Origin of the sequence: Yinghuangia sp. YIM S09857 (assembly GCF_051388915.1) — a bacterium.
Taxonomy (GTDB): domain Bacteria; phylum Actinomycetota; class Actinomycetes; order Streptomycetales; family Streptomycetaceae; genus Yinghuangia.
On the sequence record NZ_JBPKBH010000001.1, the window covers coordinates 128,470 to 134,323 of the forward strand.

Genomic DNA, 5,854 nt, shown 5'->3' on the forward strand with positions numbered 1-5,854 from the left:
GTAGTCGCCGCGCCGTGGGGGACGCGCGTTGCCGCGTCCCCCACGGCTTCGGCACGCCGACACCGTCAGCCGGCCGTCTCGGCCTTGACCTTGGCGGCGAGCTGGTGGGGCATGGGTTCGTGGCGGGCGTAGCAGCGGCTGAACTGGCCGGTGCCGTGCGAGAGGGAGCGGAGGTCGATGGCGTAGCGGCTGATCTCGATCTCCGGGATCTCGGCGCGCACCAACGTGCGGCCGGGGCCGACCGGTTCGGTGCCCACGACGCGTCCGCGGCGGGACGAGAGGTCGCTCATGATCGCGCCGACGTACTCGTCCGAGATGACGATCGAGGTCTCGGAGACCGGCTCCAGCAGGTGCACCTCGGTGGCCGCGGCCGCCTCGCGGAGGGCGAGGGAGCCGGCCATCTGGAACGCCATGTCGGATGAGTCCACCGAGTGCGCCTTGCCGTCGACCAGGGTCACCCGCAGGTCCACCACCGGGTACCCGGCGGCGACGCCGCGGGCCATCTGCGCGCGCACGCCCTTCTCGACCGACGGGATGAACTGGCGGGGCACCGAGCCGCCGAACACCTTGTCGACGAACTCGAAGCCGCCGCCGTTCGGCAGCGGCTCGACCTCGATCTCACACACCGCGAACTGCCCGTGCCCGCCGGACTGCTTGACGTGGCGGCCGCGACCGTGCGCCTTGGCGGCGAACGTCTCGCGCAGCGACACCCGGTGCGGCACTGCGTCGACGGCCACGCCGTAGCGGGTGCGGAGCCGGTCGAGGAGCACGTCGACGTGTGCCTCGCCCATGCACCAGAGCACCAACTGCCGTGTGTCTGCGTTGTGTTCGAGACGCAGCGTGGGGTCCTCGGCGACCAGCCGGGCCAGCCCCTGGGACAGTTTGTCCTCGTCGGCCTTGCTGTGCGCCTGGATCGCGATGGGCAGCAGCGGGTCGGGCATGACCCACGGCTCCATCAGCAGCGGGTTGTCCTTCTCGGACAGCGTGTCGCCGGTCTCGGCGCGCAGCAGCTTCGCGACCGCCACGACGTCGCCCGCGATGCCGCGGTTGAGGTGGCGCTGAGTCTTGCCGAGCGGGGACGACAGGGCGCCCACGCGCTCGTCCACGTCGTGGTCCTCGTGGCCGCGGTCGGCCAGGCCGTGCCCGGACACGTGCACGGTCATGTCGGGGCGGAGCGTCCCGGAGAACACGCGGACCAGGCTGATGCGGCCGACGTACGGGTCGGAGGTCGTCTTGACCACCTCGGCGACCAGAGGGCCCTCCGGGTCGCAGGTCAGGGGGTCGCGCGGCTTGCCCTCGGGCGTGGTCACCGCCGGCACCTCGTGCTCGGGCGGTGACGGGCACGCACGGACGATGCCCTCCAGCAACTCGACGGTGCCGAGCCCGTTGACCGTCGAGGAGGCCAGGATCGGGTAGAACGAGCCGCGCGAGACGGCCAGTTCGAGGTCCGTCACCAGCGTCTCGACGTCGATCTCGTCGCCGCCGAGGTAGCGGTCCATGAGCGACTCGTCCTCGCTCTCCGCGATGACGGCCTCGATGAGGCGGTTGCGGGCCTCCTCGATCAGCGGCAGGTGCTCGGGGTCGGGGTCGCGCGTCACGCGCGTGCCGGACGAGTAGTCGTACACGCTCTGCGTCAACAGGCCCATCAGGCCGACCACCGACTCGTCGTCGCCGTGCAGCGGCAGGTAGAGCGGCAGCACGCGGTCCGAGTCGCCGTCCCCGAAGACGCGCTGGCAGATGGCGGTCATCTCGTCGAAGTCGGCGCGCGCCGAGTCCAGCTTGGTGACCACGATGGCGCGCGGCATGCCGACCGCAGCGCACTCGTCCCACAGCATGCGGGTCGAGCCGTCGACCCCGTCCGCCGCCGAGACGACGAAAAGCGCCGCGTCCGCGGCGCGCAGACCCGCCCGCAGGTCGCCGACGAAGTCCGCGTACCCGGGCGTGTCCAGGAGATTGATCTTGGTGCCGTCGAACTCGACCGGCGCGAGCGCGAGGGCCACCGAGCGGTGCTGCCGGTGCTCGATGTCCTCGAAGTCCGACACCGTGGTTCCGTCCTCGACGCGACCGGGGCGCGAGATGGTTCCGGTCGCCACGAGCAGGGACTCCACGAGCGTCGTCTTCCCGGCGCCCGTATGCCCGACGAGTACGACGTTGCGCACCCTGTCGGGGCCGTCCACGGTAGGGCCTACGCCTGCGGCCCCGGTTGAACCACCAGACCTGTCCGCCAATGCGCCCACCTCCTCCAAACGTCGTGGAGGCGCGGGAAAGGCCGGGAAGTCGGCCTCTCAAGTCCGCACATCCGGTTCCTCACGGGAAGCTTTCCGCCCAAAGCGGGGCGAGCACAAGAGCAGCGGCCGAACCAGTCACGACGGCCGCCGCGCACCCGCACGCCGATCGGACTTCAAGTCTCCGCCCGGAACCCTCCGACGGCCAATACGGCGCGCCCGGACGCGGCCCGCCGCCGATTCGCCGCGTCCGACGGCACGCGCGGACCTCCGGGGGACATCCGAGTGTGGCCGCGTCAGTACGATGGCGTGACCGGGCGGGTGCGGCGGCGGTCCTCCGGATCCCGCGGCCCCGCGATTCAGACGGTCCCCTGGCGATCCTTCGGGAAGGCGATGCTCAACAAATACGCACGCGCTTTCTTCACCCGCGTGCTCAATCCGTTCGCGAGCTTCCTCATCCGCAAGGGGGTCAGCCCCGACACCGTCACCTTGCTCGGGACGCTCGGCGTGGTGGCGGGCGCTCTCGTGTTCTTCCCGTTCGGCCACTTCTTCGTCGGGACGCTGGTGATCACCGCGTTCATCTTCTCCGACCTGGTCGACGGCAACATGGCCCGGCAGATCGGCAGGTCGACGAAGTGGGGGGCGTTCCTCGACTCGACCCTCGACCGGGTCGCCGACGCGGCGATCTTCGGCGCGCTCGCGGTGTGGTTCGCCGGCGACGGCGACAACCTGCGACTGGCTGTGCTGTGCGTGTTCTGCCTGGCGTCCGGGCAGGTGGTGTCGTACACCAAGGCGCGGGCTGAGAGCCTGGGCCTCAAGTGCGACGTCTCCGGGCTCGTGGAGCGCGCCGAGCGCCTGGTGGGCGTGCTGGTGGCGACCGGCTTCGCGGGGCTGGGCGTGCCGTACATCCAGGAGGTCGCGTTGTGGGCCATCGCGGTCGGCAGCTTCGTGACGATCTTCCAGCGCATGCTGGCGGTCCGCAAGGAGGCCGACGGCCTGGAGATGACGCGGCCCGGCGCCGCGCCGGAGGGCGGTGGCACGGCGTGAGGCAGCGCCTGGTCGACGCGGGGTACGGACTGGGCTGGTCGCTCGTCAAACTGCTGCCCGAGGCCGTCGCGCGCCCGGTGTTCAACGCCGCCGCCGACGCGGTCTGGTACCGGCGCGGGGGTGGCATCGAGCAGTTCGAGGCGAACCTGCGCCGCGTGGTGCCGGACGCGAGCGACGCGGAGCTCAAGAAGCTCTCGCGGGCCGGGATGCGCTCGTACCTGCGCTACTTCCAGGAGGCCTTCCGGCTCCCGGTGTGGGACGAGAAGACCGTGGTCGAGCGCATGAGCATCGCGCACCTGCACCGCCTGGAGGAGGCGTCCGCGCGCGGCAAGGGCGTCATCTTCGCCCTGCCGCACATGGGCAACTGGGACCTCGCGGGCGCGTCCATCACGGCACGCGGCTACCCGTTCACCACCGTCGCCGAGCGACTCAAGCCCGAGTCGCTGTACGAGCGGTTCCTCGAATACCGCCAGTCGCTCGGCATGGAGGTCCTGCCGCTGACCGGCGGGGACGCCAACACGTTCGGCGTGCTGGCCCGCCGCCTGCGCGAGGGCCGGCTGATCTGCCTGCTCGCGGACCGCGACCTGACGCGCAGCGGCATCCCGGTGACCTTCTTCGGCGAGGAGACGCGCATGCCGGCCGGCCCCGCGGCGCTGTCGATCCAGACGGGCGCCGCGCTGATCCCGGTCACCCTCGCGTACCGCCGGGTCGGCATCCACGCCACGCTGCACCCGGTCGTCGCGGTGCCCGAGGACGGCGACCGCAAGAGCAAGATCGCCGCCATGACCCAGGGCGTTGCGGACGCCTTCGCCGCCGGGATCCGCAAGCACCCGCAGGACTGGCACATGCTCCAGCGGCTCTGGCTGTCCGACCTGGACTCGGAACGCCTGGCCCGCATCGAGGGCACCGGGCCCGGGGTCGACGGCAGCAGGCCCGACGCACGACCCGAGGCGGCCGACGGGCCCTCGGAGGCGCAGCAGCGGAGCGGCGCGTGAAGATCGGCGTGGTGTGCCCCTACTCCTGGGACGTGCCAGGAGGGGTCCAGTACCACGTGCGCGACCTCGCCAACTGGCTGATCCAGCACGGCCACGACGTGTCGGTGCTCGCGCCCGCGGACGACGACACGCCCCTGCCGCCTTACGTCGTCGGTGCCGGGCGCGCGGTTCCGGTGCGCTACAACGGCTCCGTCGCGCGCCTGAACTTCGGCTTCCTGTCGGCCGCGCGCGTGCGCCGCTGGATCCACGACGGCGGCTTCGACGTCCTGCACATCCACGAGCCGGCCACGCCGAGCCTGTCGCTGCTCGCGTGCTGGGCGGCGTCGGGGCCGGTCGTCGCGACGTTCCACACCTCGAACCCCCGCTCGCGCGCGATGATCGCCGCGTACCCGATCCTCCAGCCCGCCCTGGAGAAGATCAGCGCGCGCATCGCGGTGAGCGAGTACGCCCGCCGCACGCTGGTCGAACACCTGGGCGGCGACGCGGTCGTGATCCCCAACGGCGTCGAGGTCGCGTTCTTCGCGGAGGCCGAGCCGGAGCCGTCCTGGCAGGGCACGGCCGACGCGCCCACCCTCGGCTTCATCGGCCGCATCGACGAGCCGCGCAAGGGCCTCCCGGTGCTGCTGGACGCGTTCCCGCGCATCGCCGAGGCGTTCCCGGGCGTCCGGTTGCTCGTCGCGGGCCGCGGGGACGCGGAGGAGGCCGCCGAGGGGCTGCCGGACGCGGTGCGCGACCAGGTGACGTTCCTCGGCATGGTCAGCGACGCCGACAAAGCGCGGCTGCTGCGCAGCGTCGACGTCTACGTCGCCCCCAACACGGGCGGCGAGAGCTTCGGCATCATCCTCGTCGAGGCGATGTCCGCGGGCGCGCCGGTGCTGGCGAGCGACCTCGACGCGTTCCGCCAGGTCCTGGACGGCGGCCGGGCCGGTGAGCTGTTCCCCGTCGAGGACTCCGCGGCGCTCGCGGACTCCGCGATCGCGCTCCTGCGCGACCCGGACCGCCGCGCCGGGCTGCGCGAGACGGGGCTGCGGCACGTCCGCCGCTACGACTGGGAGACGGTCGGCGCGGACATCCTCGGCGTCTACGAGACGGTGACGGCGGGTGCCGTGCTGTCGGACCGCGCGGACTGACGCGCCACGCGGACACCGGGATCACGTCGTACGGTGGGGCAAAGGCGCCGAGTCGCCGGAGGAAGATCGCGTGCGCACGGGCAGTGTTACGGCCGAGGGGAGGTCGGACCTTGTCTGGTACGCCGCATACGGCTCCAACATGCACTTCGACCGGCTCGCGTACTACCTGGACGGCGGTTGTCCGCCGAACGCCGCGCGCACGTACCCGGGTTGCCGCGACCGGGCGCGTCCGCTGCGCACCGCCCCCGTGTACCTGCCGGGCGAACTCGTGTTCGCCCTCGAATCGCGGGCGTGGACGGGCGGCCTGGGGCTGTACGTGTCCGAGGCCGAGGGATGGACGCCTGCCCGGGCGTACCTGATGAGCGTGGCGCAGTTCTCCGACGTCGCGGCCCAGGAGATGTACCGGGAGACGGGATCCGACCTCGACGTCACCCGGGCGGTGGGGGGGGGGGGGGGG

At 72.1% G+C, this 5,854-nt stretch carries 4 protein-coding genes and 1 pseudogene; 4 read left to right on the forward strand and 1 reads right to left on the reverse strand.

The genetic code is table 11. The features are described 5' to 3' along the window. Nucleotides 1–65 precede the first annotated feature (65 nt). Nucleotides 66–2,228: an elongation factor G-like protein EF-G2 gene (locus tag ACRX5S_RS00605; protein ID WP_436770659.1), complete on the reverse strand. Its 2,163-nt coding sequence runs from the start codon at nucleotides 2,226–2,228 to the stop codon at nucleotides 66–68. Nucleotides 2,229–2,618: 390 nt separating this feature from the next. Between ACRX5S_RS00605 and pgsA the strand changes: the two genes are divergently transcribed. The 4 genes and pseudogenes from pgsA to ACRX5S_RS00625 all read left to right on the forward strand — a co-directional run. Continuing rightward, complete coding sequence (gene pgsA, locus ACRX5S_RS00610; RefSeq protein ID WP_436770660.1) at nucleotides 2,619–3,272, forward strand: phosphatidylinositol phosphate synthase; 654 nt, start codon at nucleotides 2,619–2,621, stop codon at nucleotides 3,270–3,272. Then, on the forward strand, nucleotides 3,269–4,267 hold the full coding sequence (locus tag ACRX5S_RS00615; RefSeq protein ID WP_436770661.1) for a phosphatidylinositol mannoside acyltransferase: 999 nt from the start codon (nucleotides 3,269–3,271) through the stop codon (nucleotides 4,265–4,267). Before pgsA ends, ACRX5S_RS00615 begins: the two co-directional genes overlap by 4 nt. Next, complete coding sequence (locus tag ACRX5S_RS00620; RefSeq protein WP_436770662.1) at nucleotides 4,264–5,397, forward strand: glycosyltransferase family 4 protein; 1,134 nt, start codon at nucleotides 4,264–4,266, stop codon at nucleotides 5,395–5,397. The genes ACRX5S_RS00615 and ACRX5S_RS00620 overlap by 4 nt, the downstream gene beginning before the upstream one ends. A 70-nt stretch (nucleotides 5,398–5,467) precedes the next feature. Beyond that, nucleotides 5,468–5,854: pseudogene (locus ACRX5S_RS00625) on the forward strand (histone deacetylase); the annotation flags it as partial.

Bases quoted from the DNA above. Each gene is read 5' to 3' on its own strand.
- pgsA (WP_436770660.1), top strand. From the start codon at position 2,619: ATGCTCAACAAATACGCACGCGCTTTCTTCACCCGCGTGCTCAATCCG.